The following is an 18,409-nucleotide window of genomic DNA, read 5'->3' as shown; positions in this document are numbered from 1 at the left end:
ATACTCGATTCAGGGCATTTTTTAATCACAAAAAAAGCCCTGACTGAATTCAGGGCTTTCTACACAATCGTCTTGCTTATATCTTTCGCCAACCGACTTTCTTGAGGTAATTTGCATACTTGCGAAAGGTCGGTTCAGTCACTTCACTTAGTCCTAAAGAACCTCTGAGCATACCGGATCGATGATTGCCTTCCACAAAATACTCGCAACCGGGCTCTACATCCAGGGTTACCTGTTCACGTAATCTTGGCACAATGGTTAAGCCGCTCAGGGCTGTCTCGATATGCACCGTACCCGGTTCCAGTTTTAGGGCCATGCTGCCCCAGTTGTCCAGTTTACCGATGTACTTACCATTAATCCAAATCTTGAAACGACGGAAAAAAGCTTTTTTCTCCCCTACTCGATACAGATAGATGGTCGCTTCCTGGGCGGGCAGATCCTCTTCAGGTTTGCCCCAAACTAAGCCCGAAAGCCAGGAAAGTGGATGAAGCGTCTCGTCCATACTCGTTATGATTAATTCTATTCGTCATTTAAAGGTACAAAGTGGGAATGGGAATAAAAAAATATTCCTCTCTATAATACCAACGAACCTTTCTGAAGAATGTTTGCCTAACGTTGAATCCGAACGCTGCTCATGCGTCTGATGAGCGAATCAGCCGCAAAATAGTTAGCTTCAGGTTCGAGATCAGGCAGAGCCTTAGGAGTGGTAGCTCCGCCCAGGCGTAAAATACGGATGGTCACCTCGCCAACACCTTTTCCCAGAAACCCAAGCAATCTGGCCCCTGTTTCCGATAGGTCAATCAAACGATGATGCCTGTAAGGCCCTCGATCATTGATCCGAACAATAATCGATTTTTTGTTATCGGGATTAATGACTTCAATGAGCGAATTAAACGGTAAGGTTTTGTGGGCGGCGGTTAGGAAAGACTGGTTAAAGAGCTCGCCCGCGGCGGTTTTCTTACCTTCAAACTTTGAGTGATAAATTGACGCCAGGCCCGTTATCTCCGCCACACCCTGAGCTTTTGCTTTGCAAAAAGTCATACAACTCAACAGAGCCGAAATCTTCAATACTGGTAGTTTCATGCCAAATATGGGGGTTTCGGTAAGCAGCACAAAAATGGCTCGGATTGACTGAACTGCCAAATTATTATTCCGAGCATTCTTTATTACGCATGGTAATTGCCTTAAATTCAGCTATATACTATAACTGATTCTGGACCTATTTAGTATAATTAACTTTAAAATATTCAATTTTCTTTGTAATCATTCATTCTCGCATTCAAAACCTCCTTTTTGCCATTCATATAATTATTACCATAAATTATTTACCTGTGATTATAATTAAATTCCGTAAAAATCATATTTAGCAAAATATTGTCCCGTTTTACATAAAAAATAAACTTCATAATTTGGTTTTTATAAAAAATACATATAACGTTGTACCTATAAATAGTTCAAGAATTAGAACTCTCTTCTGAAGTAAGTTTGCCTGGCCGCACTATGGAGAGCTTGCTTTAGTCAGGAAGGAAAGAAATCAGTTGATGACGGATTGATTTACTACGTGAATCAACTAACGTATAACCTATGCGTTAGTGTGGTTACCTGACTAGTATAGAAATTGACTTATACTTTACTAATGAAGTAACGTAACACGCCGCTTGTTACGCTCTGACACTGAGTGACATGTTTTCCGGAAACATGATCACGCAGTTTACGTTACGGTTCCACAGGTCAATCGGAAAGATTGCGGCCCTTTCCCTGACCTGTGGCCGTACGTATGAAATTTGTTTCCGCAATCGTTTTTTCCACTATAACTAACGCACTACTCGGAACATCTACTCATGCAATACCTCTTTTATCCCAAGTTTTAGGTTCTGACGCTACATCCTTTCCAGCGGCAGTGGGCCTTGATTTACCTGCCCTTTTCTGTACACCCGTGTATTCTTTTTGTTCAACTACAAATGGTTGAATCTCCCATTTATCACGCTTGACCAAAATTATTTATGAAGAAAAATCTACTATGGCTTCTGGCCTTGTTGATGGGCTGGTCTTTTACGGTTTCGGCTCAGAGTCAGATTCTTAGCGGAAAAGTATATTCGGATGATGACAAGCTGGGGCTACCCGGTACGTCCGTATCCATCAAGGGTACTACGATAGGCACTACCACTGACAGCGATGGACAATTTAAACTGACGATTCCCGCCGGTGGAGCCACTCTGATCGTTTCTTTCATTGGTTACATCAAACAGGAAGTAACCATCACCACCCAAACCTCACTTGAGGTGTATCTGAAACCAGAAGCGGGGCAGTTAACGGAAGTAGTAGTAACGGCATTAGGGATTCAACGGGAGAAAAAAGCTCTGGGCTACGCCCAGCAGAGCCTCAGCGGAAAAGCCGTAGCCGAGGTTCGTCCTGCAAACGTGGCCAATGCCCTTTCGGGAAAAGTGGCGGGGTTACGCATACAATCTGGCACCGGGCCGGGCTCGGGTTCAACGATTCAGATTCGGGGAGCTTCTTCAATTACCAATAACAACCAGCCACTGATCGTTGTGGATGGCGTTCCGATTGAACAAAGTTTCAGCAAACGCCTGGGCGGTGGCATTGCGGATATTAACCCGGAGAACATCAAGGATATTTCGGTTTTGAAAGGCCCTTCGGCCTCTGCCTTATACGGCTCACGAGCAGCGAATGGCGTGATTCTGGTCACAACGAAAGATGGCTCAGGGCAACAGGGTATTGGTATAGAAGTAAACACGAACTACACCGTCGAACGTCCCTGGATTTCTCCAAACTTCCAGAATACCTACGGCGGCGGCAACGGCTACCGTACCTGGTACCACGACGGCTGGAGCGGTGCCATTACCGATCCGAATGAGATTGCCCAGTACCGGGCTGCCTATGGCCCTTATGCTCCATTGACCGGAACGGAAGGCACCGATGAAAGCTGGGGTGCTCCGATGGACGGTCGACTGGTTCGCCAGTGGTGGACGGGCACGGACGTAGCTCCTTTGGTCCCCATGCCTCATAACTATCAGGACTTCTGGCAAACCGGAAGTACCTGGTCAAATAATATTGCGATTTCGGGCGGTAATGACAAAGGCAGCTTCCGGCTGGGCTTAGGTCGGCTGGATCAGAAGGGCATTATGTATTACAATGATTATCACCGGAATAATTACAAACTCAATACCAATTATAACTTCACCCCAAAACTTAACGTATCACTTTCTGCGGAATACATTCAAAGCGGCTCTGGCAACCGGGGTTACTCGGGTGGCCAGGAATTTATTTGGTCACACCGCCAGACCGACTGGAATAAGATTCGCAACTGGCGGGATTATACCAGCGTCCATATCCAAAAAGCGGGCGACGGTAACCCACCCAACTGGCAGCATACCTTCTTCACGAACCCTTATTACATTCAGGAAATGTTACCCAGCAGCGACACCAAAGATCGGTTAGTGGGCAATATGGCGATGACTTACAAAATTCTTCCCGACCTGAGTGTGATGCTTCGTTCCGGTACGGATTTGTGGACGCAAACCGCTATTAACGTCGGTAATTTCGAACGCGTTCGAAACGGTACACGAGTATACGGAGCCTACTCGGAGGAAGTTATTCGCCGCCAAGAGAACAATACCGATGTCATTTTTACCTACAAAAAAGACATTACCGAAGCTTTTTCGCTGAACGCTACAGCGGGTGCTCTTTTACGGACGAATTATTACAAACGAAATTATACAAACGTGGGGCAGTTGGTCGTGGACAGGGTGTATAACCTGGCCAATTCCATCGCCACGCAAAACACAGTTGCCAGCCGCATTGAGCGAAAAGAAAGTCAGTCGGTATTTGGAGCCGTGAACCTCGGCTGGCAAAACATGCTCTTTCTGGATCTTACCGCCCGGAATGACTGGTCTTCTACACTGCCCGCCAGTAATCGCAGTTACTTCTATCCTTCGGCGGCTTTAAGTGCGGTAGTTTCCGACATGGTGCCTTCGCTGAAGAATGGCGTGCTTTCGTTCCTGAAAGTTCGGGGTAGTCTGGCTCAGGTAGGTAACGACACCGATCCCTATCGCCTGATGCCAAGTTTCACACCAGCTACGTCCTGGAACGGCTCCTTACCCGAGTTTTTTGAACCCACCCGTAAGCCCAATAACCTTCTGAAACCTGAAATCACAACGGGTCAGGAAGCCGGTCTGGAAGCCCGTTTCTTCCGGGGACGTCTGGGTCTGGATGTAACGTACTACTCTCAAACTACAAAAGATCAGATCATTCCCGTTCAGTTATCAAAAGCAACGGGTTACAACGAGGCCATTCAGAACATTGGTAAAATGCGAAACCGGGGTATAGAAATCAGTATTACCGGAACGCCGCTGAAACTCAAGAACGGCTTTTCCTGGGACGTGAGTCTGAACTTTGCCCGTAACCGTAACATGGTGATTGAGTTATTGCCAGGCGTCCTTAATAACCTGGTTATCAACGAAAGAAGAGGATTAACGCTGGAAGCACGGGCCGGACAGCCTTATGGCACCCTATATGGCTATGGGTTTGAACGTGTACAAAGCTCTGACCCTTCAGCGGCTTATTATGATCCCAGCGGTCAGTATACCGGGCAGTTGGTGCTGAATAATGGCTTACCTGTCCGCTCAACAACGCAGAAAATCCTTGGTAATGTTCAGCCTAAATGGACGGGCGGTTTCTCAAATACGTTCTCCTTCAAAGGATTTATTCTCTCCGCACTGATTGATGCTAAAATCGGCGGCGATATGTACGATGAAGGAACGGCCAACGCCCGCTGGACGGGTCAGTATGCGGAAACTGCGATAGGTCGGGAAGAAGGCGTGATTGGTCAGGGTGTTAGTGCCGTTCGCGGAGCAGACGGCGGCTACACCTTTACCCCAAACTCAACCATCGTGGCAGCCAATCAGTATTATGGCTATAACAACCCCCGTAACTATCACGAAGCCGCCATTTTTGACGCTTCCTATGTCAAGCTTCGGGAGGTTTCTTTCGGGTATCAGATTCCTTCGGCAATTATCAAACGGCTTCGCTTGCAGTCCGCCCGCCTCTCCGTGGTGGGTCGCAATGTGGCGATGTTATTCCGAAATCACCCCCACGCTGATCCTGAAATTGATGCCAATGGCGGCAATGCCCAGGGCTTTGGTTATGGTGAACTGCCCTCTTCCAGAAGTATGGGCTTTAACCTGAGTCTTGGATTCTAACGAGCGGATCACCCGTAACTCGCTTGATGATTAATCACCGATAATCACTGAAAAATGAAGCTACTTTCACTGAAAAATATAACCCTAGCAGCCGGAATTGCCCTGATCTCTTCCGCTTGTACGAGTCGATTTGATAACATTAACAAAGACCCCAACAGTCCTACTACTATTTCACCCCAGTATCTGTTAACCTACGGTCTGGAGAAATCTATTGATCGCTATTGGGGCACTAGTACCCGTTTTGAACGACTGAATCTAGATGCGGCTGAGTTATGGATTCAACACCTGGGCCGGAATATTTATTCCAATGAAGGCGATAACTACGAAGCTTCGCAGGCCCTGATGCTCAATAACTGGCAGTCGTTCTTCAATGATTCGCAGTTGAATTTTCAGCGAATCCTAACGATCACCGCCGAAAATGGCAGCCAGCCTCATACGAATTACTACGGCGTGGCTTTGGTGATGCGAACCTGGGTTTTCTCTTTATTAACGGATACGTTTGGAGCTATCCCTTATTCCGAAGCTCTCAAAGGCGGCACTGACTCCCCGATTTTAACACCTAAGTACGATTCGCAGGAAGAGATTTACACGCAAATGCTCGCGGATTTGAAAACGGCAAATGAAAAGCTTTCGGTTACGGGCCCGGCTATTTCGGGAGATATTGTTTACAGTGGCAGCATTCTGAAATGGAAGAAATTTGCCAACTCCCTGCGGTTGCGGTTAGCAAATCGTCAGGCGGCTAAGAAACCTGCCGCCTCCCGGGCCATTATGAAGGAAATTCTGGCTGACCCTACGACGTACCCCATTTTCACCAGTAATGACGATAATGCGACTTTAAAAACCACCACGTCTCGCCCTTCCAATAACGAATGGAATGAAACCATGATTTGGGGGAGCCGGACCGACTGGAATTTATCGAAAACGCTGGTTGATAAGTTAGTTTCCCTGAATGACCCCCGGCTCGATGTTTACGGTACCCAGCAGGGTAATGTCTGGCAGGGCGTTCCTAATGGCTTACCCGATGCCATCGCAACGACTTACCTTTCTACAGCGGCTAAAATTGGAACCACGTTTACCAAAGCCGATGCTCCAGAAGTAGTAATGACGCTGGCCGAACTCAACTTCATTCTGGCAGAAGCGGCCATCGACGGTGACATTGATGGTGGAACAGCGACAGCAAAAGATTACTTCGAGAAAGGCGTGAACGCCTCCATGGCCCAATACGGCTTAACTACGCCCGCCAGCTATTTCACGACGGTGGGAACAGTTACTCGCGAAAAAATTATGGAGCAAAAATGGATTAGTCTCTTTGCCAATGGCGTAGAAGCCTGGGTAGAATGGCGTCGGACGGGCTTGCCCGTTTTCCCCGCCAAAGATCCTCGTTCAGTTTTTGCGAATGATGGTGTCTTACCCACTCGCCTGACGTACCCTGGCTCGGAGGCTTCTCTCAATGGTGTGAACATGAAAGCAGGTATTGCCCTCAACGGCGGTGCCGATGACTTCAAAACCAAACTCTGGTGGGCTGAAAAGTAAACAACTTTTCAGCAGGTATTAATCTCAGCAATGAAGCTTAAGCGACAGATTTCATGAAAAAATTCTTCACTCCCCTCACCTTCCTGATTGGTTTTGGTTTCATAACGGCTTGTCAAAAAGCGGAAGATCCCTTTGTTCCCCGGGTAGTTTCGCCCGTACTGGTGCAGGTAATGGGAGCCCCTTACCAAATGGATTTTGCCACCGAACCTACGGTAACACTGGACGGTACCAAAGCTACTACGCTAATCGCCCGAATTCTGGAGCTGGACAAGACGAATATTCTGGATCATACCAAAGGCATTGATTCCATTCCGGTAGCCAATTTACCTGTCAAATTAACCCTTCGCAATGGCACCCAGATTGGCGAAGCAACGACCGATAGTAAAGGTATTGTAACCTTTGCAATGACCTGGGCTCAACTGGGCATTTCGACTCCGGCTTCGGGGAATCGGGCGGCTATTAGCTGGAAGGGCGAATACAAAGGGCAGGCCTTTACGCGTCTGTCAGCCGTTCAGGTCAAGTAAAATACATCAATCTAACATACACGTCTAAACTTATGCATCGATGAACCGTCGTAACTGGCTTAAATCCGGGGCTTTAGCTATTGCCGGAGCCACCGTACCTGATTTCTGGCGACCCGCCGAAGCAGCGGAAGTCGGCTTGCCTCACCTGGCAGGTATGGCTGTGAAGGCTCGTCTGAATAAAAACGAAAACCCTTACGGTCCTTCTCAAAAAGCTCAGAAAGCTATTGCCGATGCCGTTTCCAGCGGCTGGATGTACCAGCACGAAGCGGCGATGGCCTTCCGTAAAATGATTGCTAAGGAAAACGGCGTTACGGAAGCACACGTCATGCTTGGGGCTGGCTCGGGTGAGTTACTGATGGCTTCGGGGATTTATTACACGATCAAAGGCGGTTCGGGCACCAATATCGTCGGCGGCGACCCAACGTATATGCAATTACTGCGGGCCGCTTCTGATCTGGGTAATACGTTCAAGAAAGTCCCTGTTACCAAAGACTTCACTTACGATTTCAACGGAATGGCGGCGGCTGTGGACAGCAAAACTTCACTGGTTTATCTCTGCAATCCGAATAACCCGACGGGTGTGCTGGAAGATGCTTCTAAAATGTCGGCTTTTTGTGAAGATATGGCTAAGAAAAAACCCCTCTTCATCGACGAAGCTTATATTGACTACGCCGCTGACCCCAAAGCCAGCAGCATGATGGAACTGGTTCGCAAAGGCCATAATGTCCTCATCGCCCGCACTTTCTCAAAAGTTCATGGTTTTGCAGGACTACGCATTGGTTACCTTATTGGGCAGCCCGAAACGTTGAGAGAAATTAATAAATATTGCACGGGCGGCGGCAGCATTTCAGCTACGTCCATGAAGGGAGCCATCGCCAGCTACCTGGATGAGGATTTTATTACTTACTCCAAAGCCAAGTGCAAAGAATCGAAAGAATATCTGTATAAAGTCTTGAAAGACAAAGGGTATGAATACCTGCCTTCGTCTTCCAACTTCGTGCTTTTCCCACTCAAATCGGACGGTAAATCGTTCGTTGAAAAAATGGCTCAGAAAGGGGTTGCCATTCGAAACTGGGAATTCGCCGGCCAACACTGGTGCCGCGTCTCCATGGGTACGCTCGACGAAATGAAGGCGTTTGGAGAAGCGTTCGATACTCTTGCTTAATCAACCTCTGCTCTATATGTCTGAACCGCTCTGTTTTCAGGGCGGTTTTTTTTCATTTACTGTTTTCGGTGGTCTGTTTTCAGTTTTTACTCAGTATGACAATAACCCCAGAGGGGTTGAATACGAGTAGCCCCGGATGATAATCCGAGGATTAATATAGGAATTACATCAAAATAAACGGTTTCGATTTTTACCTCAACTTCTATTCAGCCCCCCGGGTTGAATATGAATAGCCCCGGTCTGGATGGACCCGGTCTGGATAGACCCAGGCTCCATTCACAGAGGTTACTTACAACAACCTCTGGTGGGGTAGAAATAACCGACTAGTCCCCCGGATTATCATCCGGGGCTATTCATATTGAACCCCTCCGGGGTTGTCTTTTCAGGGTTGTTGTATAATACCTCAATTTTTATTACGAACCATTAATTAATTCACCTATCCGCTTAGTTTTCAAAACTTTATTACATATTGCAAAAGTTAATTTCTCAAATCAAGCGGTTCATTTTTCACTAATAAACCGTGTCTCAACCTAAATCTCCTAACCTTCTATGAGTACTGTACCACCTTTCCCAACCGATTCCTCTTTCAACACACCACCCAAGCCCTATAACTGGCTGGTTCCGGCAATTTTGGTTACTCTTTTCTGCTGCAATTACCTAGGCGTTGTAGGGGTAGTTTATGCAGCCCGGGTTGAAACCAAGTATAATCTGGGTGATTATGCAGGTGCTGACAGTGATGCCCGTCAGGCTAAACTCTGGACACTCGTTCCGCTGGCCGTTGGCGTGGTATTATGGCTAGGTTTGGTGATTTTCTACGGAGCACTTATATCAAGTACCCTCAAGAGTGGTGGCGTTCCCAGCACTTACTAATCCATGGTTTCTACTTTACGACTTTTTATTTACTGGATAATGGCGGCTATTCTGGTAGCCGTCATTTTTCTCTATTATGAATTTAACCCGGTAGAGCACGCATTCTTTCCGCCCTGCCTCTTCTATAAATATACAGGTCTTCACTGTCCCGGATGCGGAGCTCAGCGAGCGTTGCATCAATTACTACACGGTAACTTTCGGGAGGCATTCCGATTTAATGCTTTGCTGCTACTGATGATCCCTTACCTCAGCCTTGGATTCGTACTGAGTATCCGAACGCACCTCCTCGGTTTAGGATTTGAAACCTTACCCCAAGCGTACCGAAACCCCAAGGTCATTTCAGGTTTACTGACGCTGGTTTGTCTTTTCTGGATTCTTCGCAATATTCCTATGGCTCCCTTCAACTGGCTGGCTCCTCAGTAAATGAAATGCCTTAGCTTCTCTGGCAAAAGTTCATTACCAGTTGCCATTCTATATTCCACCTATTCGCACATTGCCAAACTTTTCTTTCATATTCCAATTCATACACCTAATTTTATACGGATAATTATTCATCCGACTGATTAGTTATTTTACTATTCCCTTGATCTCCTGATCTCTCTTTCCAATGAAAAATCTACTATTACCTCTCCTGGCCTTTGGTGTTACGGGGCTGGTTCAGGCTCAGACCTTAACGGGATTTACCCCCGCCCGCGAAGCCACCGAACTTAAAATGGAAGCGGAGTTCAAAAAGCTACAGTCTTCAGCTGCCTATCGCAAACACCTGGAAATGCTGACTAGCACTCCGCACGTGGCCGGAACACCCGAGAACGAAAAAGTTCGGGATTACATCGCCGAAACCATGCGGAAAGCAGGCTGGCAGGTAGACATTTATCCGCATGATATTTACTTACCAAAAGGTCCGGGAGACGTAGCAGTAGAAGTAGTGACTCCGATTCGTCAGCCACTGAATATCAGAGAATATCTTTTCCCCCGAAGATAAATACGCCGCCGATCCGCGACTAATGCCCGGCTGGAATGCGTACTCCGGTTCGGGTGATGTTACTGCGGAAGTAGTATACGCCAATTATGGTCGGAAAGAAGATTTTGAGAAGCTCAAAGATCTCGGCATTTCCGTCAAAGGCAAGATTGTTCTGGCTCGTTACGGCGGAAATTTCCGGGGCTATAAAGCTCAGTTTGCCCAACTCCACGGTGCAGCCGGAGTCATCATTTACACGGACCCCGCCGATAATGGCTACATGAAAGGATTAACCTTCCCCGAAGGCCCTCAGCCCAGTGAAAGCGTGATTCAACGGGGTTCGTTACTAACAGTGAACTACACCGGCGATCCCCTCACTCCCTTCGAACCAGCCTTACCGATAGATGGGAAAGTAAAGGTTAAACGCCTGGACCCTAAAGATGTTGATCTGCATAAAATACCCGTCACTCCCATTCCTTATGCTTCAGCTCTGGAAATCATGAAGCAAATGAAGGGAGTAAAAGCCGTTCCCGGCGGCTGGCAGGGCGGCTTACCATTTACGTATCGCCTGGAAGGGGGAGCGGATTTGAAAGTGCGTTTGAAAGTAAAACAAGATATTGCCATTACCCGAATTTACGAAGTGGTAGGAACGCTCACGGGCACCGATTATCCCGACGAATGGATCATTGCGGGTTGCCATTACGATGCCTGGGCTTACGGTTCTACGGATCCCAATAGCGGAACAGCGATGCTTTTGGGCCTGACAGAATCTTTAGGAAAGCTGGCGAAAAACGGACAAAAACCCCGCCGCACCATCAAGGTGGCTCACTGGGATGCTGAAGAATTTGGAGTCATAGGTTCGGCGGAATGGGCGGAACAATTCCGGGATGAACTGACGCAGAAAGCCGTCGCTTACATGAACTTCGATGCAGCAGTATCGGGTAAGGTTTTCGGAGCAAGTGCTTCGCCTTCTCTTAAAAAGCTGGTAATCGAAGCTGCCAAATCCGTCGATTACCCAGACTCTAATAAAACAGTATATCAGCACTGGATGGCTCAGGGCACGCCCAAAGGCGGCAGCACGGTAGGCATTGCCTCTTCTGCTCCGGCATTGGCAGCCAACGAACCCATCATTGGTAATCTTGGGGGTGGCTCCGACCACATTGGCCCTTACATGCACGTAGGGGTGCCTTCGCTGAGTGCGGGCGTGGGCGGTCCAACGCTTTACCACTCTTCTTATGATGATTTATTCTTCTATCATAAGTTCGTGGACTCGACTTACAAAATGGGCCCAATGGTGGAGCAGGTAGTAGGGACCATGGCCTTACGACTGGCCAATTCAGATGTATTACCCTATGACCTCGTTCGATATGCCAGTGATTTAACCACGCACCTGAAAGCTGCTGAAAAAGCCATCAAAGCTTATTCGCCAACTTATACGATTGATCCTATTCTTTCTGCCGTGACTGAATTGAAAAAAAATGCTGAAGCGGCGGAGGCAGCTCGGCAACATTACCTGGCAGCCGGACGTAAGGATAAAGTTGCTGAACTTAACAAGGTCATGCAGCAATTAGAACAATCCTTCATTGATAAAAAAGGCATGGCTTTTGGTCCTTGGTACCGCTCCTTATACGCTTCTTCGGATCCGTACAGCGGCTATGCTTCCTGGATGTTACCCGCTCTGCTTTACGAAGCTTCCCTTAAATCAACGGCTAATTTGCCTGAGCTAGAAGCCCGTCACATCAAAGCCATTCAAAGTTTAAGTACGAAGTTGGCTACCCTTACCAATACGATGGAAGGTACGGGCGGATCATCCGTGGGAGGTAAACCCTAACCTATTCCAGCTACTCACAAAAAAAGGCAAGCAGAAGCTTGCCTTTTTTTGTGAGTAGTAGTATTAATAACCAGCCATACCATACGTGTGCAAACATTAAATGTATATAAATATCATGTTATTATAAAGTATTTGTTACAGATCATAGAGCAATACAAACCTTTTAGAGTAATAAACTTACCATTTATCTAAGCATAATCACTCAATTATTATCCCCTTATACATTTGTAAAACGATTCACAACAGAAGTCCCGAATACGGTCTATTGGTCACCTTCAACCTTAATACGTAGTAACTAGTGCCAACTCATCATTGCATGCATATGAGTCCTGCGTTTTTCAAATCTATTTTCCATACATTCTGCCTATTCTGAAAATAGATTTGAAACTCGGCTCCGTCTACCAACTCACGTTAACGATTAACCGGCGGAAATCTAATTAATAGAAACTATTCAACCTTCAATTTTATTAAGACTAAAGGAGCTTTTACTCATCCAACCCAGGGTAAAAGCTCCTTTTTATTCATTTTTGCCAAGAAGTAATACGCCAGTCTCCGTAAACAGGGTCTTTGGCAGGTAGCTCAAGTGCAGCTATGTTTTGATCTGCTTGAGGTCGTTCGCCTTTTTCTCCCTTCAGTAAATCCCAGTCTTTCCCTTGCGGATACGCTCCTACCACTCCGAAATCGGTACTGGCTTCTATCTTTTTATGGCCCGTTCCCGCCGGAAGAATCAGCACATCTCCCGCTTGTACGCTTAATACCTGGCCTTTTTCGCCCCCCAATTGCAGTTGAGCCTGGCCTGAATAAATACCCAGAACTTCGTGCGAAGTGCTATGGTAATGATGAAAGGGATACACGCCATTCCTCCACGAGTTGGTCCAATCATGACTGGCAAAACGATCTTCGAGCCATTGAGCGGCTCTATTCCCGGTTTCTTCAGTTACTTTTCGATAAATAACTACGGGGAGTTTGTTATTAGGAATCACGCCGTCGTCTTTGAAATACAGCAATTCTGGTTCCATAAGCATCTTTTTAAAAAGCAGATTTAACGACTCCGCCATCTACCCGCAAAGCCGCCCCATTGGTTGCCGATGACAAAGGACTCGACACATACGTAACTAGATTGGCCACTTCTTCGGTCGTTGCGAAGCGTTGTAACAATGACGTAGGACGGTATTTTTTAAAAAATTCCTGCTGAGCTTCCTCAACGGTAATGTTCTCTTTCTCCGCGGTTTGTTTGACTCCCTTTTCATTGCCTTCCGACCAGGTCGGTCCGGGCAAAACGGCATTAACGGTCACCTCCGTTCCCTTGGTTAACTCCGCCAAACCTCGGCTAATCGCCAGCATAGCTGTTTTTGTCATCCCGTACTGAATCATGTCTTCCGGTATTTGAATGGCCGATTCGCTGGAAAGAAATATAATGCGGCCCCAATTCTGAGCCAGCATTTTAGGGAAATAATATCGGGACAGTCGAACACCACTCAGCACATTGACTTCGTAATAGTTCATCCATTCTTCATCGGTAATTTCTGCGAACGGTTTTTGTCCGAATATGCCGACATTATTAATCAGGATATCTACTTCCGGGACTTCTTCCAGCAGAGCATTCACCTCCTTTACTTTGGAAAAATCAGCGGTAACACCTTTCAGTTTCGCGTCTGGAATAGTGGCTTTGATCGTTGAGATCGCTTCTTCGACCCGCTCCTGCGTTCGGCCATTTACGTACACGGTTGCTCCTTCCCGAGCTAATCCCTGAGCAATTGCCAGCCCAATGCCCGCCGTTGAGCCCGTCACCAAAGCTACTTTTTCAGTCAACTTTAAATCCATTGTATTACATTTTAAATGGTAGAAAAAGATAAGGTACTGGTATGGCTTCCTCTTATGCTTTCACTCTTTCAGCGAAAGAAACGTACCAGTCCATCGGATTGAGTACGTAGCGAATTTTAGGGTTCCCATCGCCAAAAGTTTCCTTTCAATCCCTAAGCCGTAGGCGACCTCAACGCCTTCGCGTGAATCGGCGTATGGGCTGTTAAATCATTCCAACGAAAACCGTGAAAAGAAGAACTGCTCCCCTATTATTAGCTCTGTGCCTTGGAATGGGCCTTTTTGCCTGTAAAAAAAATACCGAAGATGCCACTCCCGACACTAACTCAAAGGAGCATGTAGCCGGTAATCAGTGGATTTATGAACAAATGGCGAGTTACTATTTCTGGGCCGACAAGCTCCCCAGCGAAGCTAATACTGACCAGACGCTGGAGCCAGAATCGTATTTCACCTCTTTACTAAACACTTACAATGCCACCTCCAATCCCGATGGAGATCGCTTCTCTTATTTCTCCTCGGACGCAGCAACGCTGGAAGCGGCTTTGAATGGCGAAAGCCTCACCACGGGCATGCAATTTCGATTGTTCTATCGCGATAATGCTCGGGTAAATATCGTTGGACAGGTATTATATGTGCTGAAAGGTTCTCCGGCAGCGGCGGCGGGCTTCAAACGCGGCGACGTTTTCACGAAAGTTAACGGCACCACCCTTACCACTACCAACTATGAGTCGTTACTGTACGGGTCAACCACTTCTTACTCGTTTACCCTGGGAACCGTCAGTACCAGTAACACCATCGAGGATACCAGCACGATACTGGCCGTAACCGCCACGACTTTTCAGGAAGATCCGGTGTTTTTGGATTCCACCTATACGGTTAATGGAAAGAAGGTGGGGTATCTGGTCTATAACCAGTTTGTTTCCAGCCCGAATAACTCTTCCAGCAATGCCTACGACAATCACCTGCGTCAGATTTTTGGAGATTTTAAATCGGCGGGCGTTCAGGAATTAATTCTGGACTTGCGGTATAACCCCGGCGGTTCAGGTGCGACGGCTACTACTTTGGCGAGTCTGATTGTGAAGTACAGCGGAGCTTCGCAGATTTTCTATAAAGAAGAGTATAATAGCCAGATGAATCAGTACCTCCAGCAACAATATGGCAGCGACGCTTTCAACGCCTATTTTACGAATGAACCCAACAATGTTGGTAATCAGATTAGTAAGGTTACGATTTTAACTTCGGAGTGGACGGCCTCTGCCAGTGAGCTGGTTATCAATGGGCTCAAGCCCTACATGACGGTTAATCTGATTGGAGAAACCACTTATGGGAAAAACGTAGGCTCTACCACTTTAACCGACGATACAGGTAAATATTCATTCGCATTACAGCCCATTATCGTGAAGGTATATAATAGTCTCGGGGCATCCGATTATACGGCTGGTTTTACGCCTAATACCTCCCTTTCAGAGCCTTTTAATCTGTATGCCTTAGGAAATACGCAGGAAACTTTACTGAATGCAGCCTTGTACGGTACCACTACAGGAGGCCGGCAGGCGGCAGGAGTGGCTAGTCTTTCTTCGTCGATTACGAAGAAAGCGACTTTTGGAAAGCTACTCATCCGCGACAAAGACACTGCGGTAAAGAGTTTTATGAAGAAACAAACTTCTGTTTTATAACCCATACCACACGTATTTAGTAAAACAAAAGCGATGGACTCTTCGGAATCCATCGCTTTTGTTTTACTCAGCTTTTATTAATTCAACACGACAACTTCAGGAGTGGCCGTATCAGCTGGTTTTTCTTTCTCATCAGGGAAAACGAACTTGATCGGACGATCCACTTTTTCTTCCAGTAAGGCCGCCTCCAGTACTTCTTCTACGCGGTCTACATAATGGAAAACCAGATCCTGAACGTACGAAGGGTTAATCTCTTCGATGTCTTTGCGGTTTTTCTTGCAAAGAATAATCTCCTTAATACCTGCTCGCTTCGCCGCCAGAATTTTCTCCTTGATACCGCCTACGGGCAATACTTTACCCCGAAGTGTAACCTCTCCCGTCATGGCCAGGTTAGATTTGACTTTCCGTTGCGTAAAGACTGAAACCATCGACGTAATCATCGTAACCCCGGCAGAAGGTCCATCTTTCGGCACCGCCCCGGCAGGTACGTGTACGTGCAGGTTGTAGTGTTCGAATAAACGGTGGTCAATATTCAACTCGTCGGCGTGGGCCTTGATGTAACTCAGAGCAGTAATAGCAGACTCTTTCATTACATCACCCAATTGTCCTGACAGGGTAAGCGTACCACGACCCCGGTTCAGGCTAGATTCCACGAAGAGGATTTCACCTCCTACGCTAGTCCAGGCCAGACCCGTTACCACTCCGGCGGTATCGTTATTATCGTATTCGTCTTTATCGAAAAATTCGGCTCCCAATAACTTTACCACGTCTTCCGTACGCAGTGTCTTGGGATACTCCTCTTCCAGAGCAATGGCTTTGGTAATCTTCCGAACGATGGAACCAATCTTCTGTTCCAGCGAACGAACGCCCGATTCACGCGTGTAGCCTTCGATTACTTTCTGAATGGCCGCATCCGTGAAATTCAGCATTTTTCCTTCCAGACCGTGCTCCTGTTTCTGTTTAGGAACCAGGTATTTTTTAGCAATCTGTACTTTCTCTTCCATCGTATAGCCCGTCAACTCAATGATCTCCATCCGATCCCGAAGGGCGGGCTGAATGGGTTCCAGCGAGTTAGCAGTAGCAATGAAAAGTACTTTCGATAGATCGTACTCTACTTCTAGGTAATTATCCTGAAAGCTACCGTTCTGTTCAGGATCAAGTACTTCCAGCAATGCCGAAGAAGGATCACCCCGGAAATCGCTCGATACCTTATCTATCTCATCCAGAATAAATACGGGATTGGAAGATTTTGATTTACGAATGTTCTGAATCACCTTACCGGGCATCGCACCAATGTAGGTTTTCCGGTGACCCCGAATTTCCGATTCGTCATGCACGCCACCCAGAGCCATTCGAACGTACTTGCGTCCCAGAGCTTTCGCAATGGAACGGCCCAGGGATGTTTTACCTACCCCCGGAGGACCGTAGAGACACAAAATCGGGGCTTTCATATTTCCCTTCATTTTCAGTACGGCCAGGTATTCAATAATCCGTTCCTTGATTTTCTCCAGTCCGAAGTGATCCTGATCGAGGATTTTCTGGGCTTTTTTCAGATCAAAGAAATCTTTGGTATAATCATTCCAGGGTAAATCAACCATCAATTCCAGATAGTTCATCCCAATCGGATACTCCGGCGACATGGGGTTCGTCCGGCGTAGCTTACTGATTTCTTTCTGGAATTGGTCATTTACCTCTTTACTCCATTTTTTCTGAGCCGCTTTGGCCTGAAGAGCATCAATTTCCTGCTCGGGCGAATCAATACCCAACTCTTCCTGAAGCACCTTGATTTGCTGACGGATGTAATAATCCCGCTGTTGCTGATCAATTTCGCTGCTGGCTTTGGTCTGAATTTCCCGCTTCATTTCCAGTAACTGAATATCCTTCAGCATTACGGCCAGCAATTTTGTGGCCTGCTCTACGGAATCAAACGTTTCCAGCAGCCCCTGTTTTTCGGGCTGATCGGCGTTGGTATTGGCAGAAAGGAAATGAATGAGGAAGTTATTCGACTCAATGTTGTCCAGAGCGATCTGAGCTTCTCTTGGAATTTCAGGATTCAGATTCAACGACTTATGAGCGGCATCCCGCAACGACTGAATGAGAGCTTTGGCTTCCCGATTCGGTTTTGCTGGAAAATTGTCGTCGATGTAATTTACCTGAGCCAGAAAATGAGGCTCTTCTTTCAGGAATTCCTGAATCTGGAAGCGTTTTTTCCCCTGCACAATGATCGTAACGTTCCCATCGGGCAACACAATCATTTTCAGAATCTGGGCGAGCGTTCCTACGCGGTAAAGATCTTCCGGTGTAGGTTCTTCCTTTTGCGGGTTAGCCATAGCAACCACGCCCACTACCTTATTTTTAGCTTTGTATTGCTTCTTTACCAGACGGATAGACTTCTGACGCCCGACCGTTACCGGAATCACCATCCCTGGAAACAGCACAATATTGCGAATGGGCAATATGGGTAACTGTTCGGCATAATCCGCAGGATCATCATTTTCATCAAAATCGCCAGCTGACAGAGGAATCATCTCCATGCTGTCAAATTCAGACATTTCGACTAGTTGTAGGTTGGTGAGTGAACTGGGCTTCTTTTTATTCATATAGCAAAGACCTGTCATGTTGGCAGGCAAATATTCAATAGTGAAACGAAACTACTACAAAAGTTTCTGATAGGTAATAGGTGAAAGGACTATGCCAACACTTAATTATTATTTGGTTCATCTAAACTACACTTTAAACCTATACTTCATTCTGACAAGAGAAAAATTTTATCTTACTTTTTTTGAAAACGATGCACAGGTAAGCTTTTCGG

The 18,409-nt window shown here is 46.7% G+C and carries 12 protein-coding genes and 1 pseudogene; 8 read left to right on the top strand and 5 right to left on the bottom strand.

The features are described 5' to 3' along the window. Positions 1-76 precede the first annotated feature (76 nt). Together QE357_RS07470 and QE357_RS07465 are read right to left on the bottom strand one after the other, a co-directional pair. Positions 77-502, bottom strand: a complete 426-nt coding sequence (locus QE357_RS07470) for a DUF2846 domain-containing protein (protein WP_106635541.1) — start codon at positions 500-502, stop codon at positions 77-79. A gap of 107 nt (positions 503-609) precedes the next feature. Further along, positions 610-1,083, bottom strand: a complete 474-nt coding sequence (locus QE357_RS07465) for a septal ring lytic transglycosylase RlpA family protein (RefSeq protein ID WP_106635663.1) — start codon at positions 1,081-1,083, stop codon at positions 610-612. 920 nt (positions 1,084-2,003) lie between these two features. On the opposite strand from QE357_RS07465, the gene QE357_RS07460 reads away from it, so the two are divergent. The 7 genes and pseudogenes from QE357_RS07460 (at position 2,004) to QE357_RS07430 (ending at position 12,100) form a co-directional block, all read left to right on the top strand. Beyond that, positions 2,004-5,219, top strand: coding sequence for a SusC/RagA family TonB-linked outer membrane protein (locus QE357_RS07460; RefSeq protein WP_309706566.1), 3,216 nt, complete (start codon positions 2,004-2,006; stop codon positions 5,217-5,219). A 54-nt stretch (positions 5,220-5,273) separates the two neighbouring features. Continuing rightward, entirely contained in the window at positions 5,274-6,752 is a 1,479-nt protein-coding gene (locus QE357_RS07455) for a SusD/RagB family nutrient-binding outer membrane lipoprotein (protein WP_309706565.1), read from the top strand. Between the two features lie 53 nt (positions 6,753-6,805). Then, positions 6,806-7,276 (top strand): hypothetical protein, encoded by a 471-nt coding sequence (locus QE357_RS07450; RefSeq protein WP_309706564.1) that lies wholly within the window; start codon positions 6,806-6,808, stop codon positions 7,274-7,276. A gap of 40 nt (positions 7,277-7,316) precedes the next feature. Further along, positions 7,317-8,441: an aminotransferase class I/II-fold pyridoxal phosphate-dependent enzyme gene (locus tag QE357_RS07445; RefSeq protein WP_309706563.1), complete on the top strand. Its 1,125-nt coding sequence runs from the start codon at positions 7,317-7,319 to the stop codon at positions 8,439-8,441. A gap of 549 nt (positions 8,442-8,990) precedes the next feature. Next, positions 8,991-9,311: a CD225/dispanin family protein gene (locus QE357_RS07440; protein WP_309706562.1), complete on the top strand. Its 321-nt coding sequence runs from the start codon at positions 8,991-8,993 to the stop codon at positions 9,309-9,311. 3 nt (positions 9,312-9,314) lie between these two features. Beyond that, positions 9,315-9,734 carry a DUF2752 domain-containing protein gene (locus QE357_RS07435; protein WP_309706561.1) on the top strand — a complete coding sequence of 140 codons (420 nt, stop codon included), beginning with the start codon at positions 9,315-9,317 and terminating at the stop codon, positions 9,732-9,734. 184 nt (positions 9,735-9,918) lie between these two features. Further along, a pseudogene (locus QE357_RS07430) lies at positions 9,919-12,100 on the top strand (M28 family peptidase). A gap of 521 nt (positions 12,101-12,621) precedes the next feature. On the opposite strand, the gene QE357_RS07425 reads toward QE357_RS07430, so the two are convergent. Further along, a complete protein-coding gene (locus tag QE357_RS07425; RefSeq protein WP_309706560.1) occupies positions 12,622-13,119 on the bottom strand; it encodes a cupin domain-containing protein in 498 nt (165 codons plus the stop codon). Between the two features lie 10 nt (positions 13,120-13,129). Then, positions 13,130-13,924: an SDR family oxidoreductase gene (locus QE357_RS07420; RefSeq protein WP_309706559.1), complete on the bottom strand. Its 795-nt coding sequence runs from the start codon at positions 13,922-13,924 to the stop codon at positions 13,130-13,132. 224 nt (positions 13,925-14,148) lie between these two features. Here QE357_RS07420 and QE357_RS07415 point away from each other — a divergent pair, with 224 nt between their 5' ends. Further along, positions 14,149-15,597 carry a S41 family peptidase gene (locus QE357_RS07415; RefSeq protein WP_232793576.1) on the top strand — a complete coding sequence of 483 codons (1,449 nt, stop codon included), beginning with the start codon at positions 14,149-14,151 and terminating at the stop codon, positions 15,595-15,597. Positions 15,598-15,674: 77 nt separating this feature from the next. Here QE357_RS07415 and lon read toward each other — a convergent pair whose 3' ends face one another. Next, positions 15,675-18,149: an endopeptidase La gene (gene lon, locus QE357_RS07410; RefSeq protein WP_369804068.1), complete on the bottom strand. Its 2,475-nt coding sequence runs from the start codon at positions 18,147-18,149 to the stop codon at positions 15,675-15,677. Between the last annotated feature and the right edge of the window lie 260 nt (positions 18,150-18,409).

Origin of the sequence: Siphonobacter sp. SORGH_AS_0500 (assembly GCF_031453245.1) — a bacterium.
GTDB lineage: Bacteria > Bacteroidota > Bacteroidia > Cytophagales > Spirosomataceae > Siphonobacter.
The sequence above is the reverse complement of the archived record's forward strand: the minus strand, read 5'-3'. Positions and strand labels throughout refer to the sequence as shown.